The sequence below is a fragment of the Nocardioides sp. CPCC 206348 genome (genome assembly GCF_048654705.1).
Lineage (GTDB): Bacteria > Actinomycetota > Actinomycetes > Propionibacteriales > Nocardioidaceae > Nocardioides.
In genome coordinates this window covers 140155-140814 of sequence record NZ_JBMCZA010000198.1, presented here as the reverse complement: position 1 = coordinate 140814, position 660 = coordinate 140155, and the positions used below count along the sequence as shown (strand labels likewise).

Annotated in this window: 1 protein-coding gene; it reads left to right on the top strand. The window is 71.2% G+C overall.

Annotated features, from left to right (window positions below):
• On the top strand, positions 1-660 hold a 660-nt coding region (locus ACOADB_RS19145), incomplete at both ends, for a thiamine pyrophosphate-dependent enzyme (protein ID WP_378602046.1).

The window sequence follows — 660 nt, the reverse complement described above, 5'->3', positions numbered from 1 at the left end:
TGGGGTCATCCCGACCTCCACATCATTCCGCAGACCTCCACGATCAGCTCGCACCTGCCGCGCGCGGTGGGGCTGGCGTACGCGCTGGGCCTCGCGCGGTCGGTCGGCCGATGCACGCCCTGGCCGACAGACGCGATCGTCGTCAGCAGCTTCGGTGATGCGTCCGCGAACCACTCGACGGCGGTGGGTGCGATCAACGCGGCGTCGTACCTCACCCAGCGAGAGGTGCCGTGCCCGATCCTCTTCGTCTGCGAGGACAACCGGATCGGCGTCAGCACCCGGTCCCCGGACGGCTGGCCCGGCGCCATGCTGCAGGGCATTCCAGGCATCGCGTACGTCCACGTCGACGGTGCGGACCCCACGACGCTCCTCGACCGCACGGCGGCGGCCGTCGCCCGCGTGCGGGAGACCCGGCGGCCCGTTGTCCTCCATCTCGACACCGTCCGCTTCCTCGGCCATGCCGGCTCGGACACCGAGATCGCCTACCGCACCCAGGGCGAGATCGTCGGCGACTACGAGCAGGATCCGCTGCTCGCCACGGCCCGTTGCCTGATGAGCGGTGGACTGGCCACGCCGGACGAGATCCTGGCGGCGTACGACGACATGCGGACCAGGGTGATGGACGCGGCGCGGAGTGCGCTCGACGAGCCCCACCTCCCG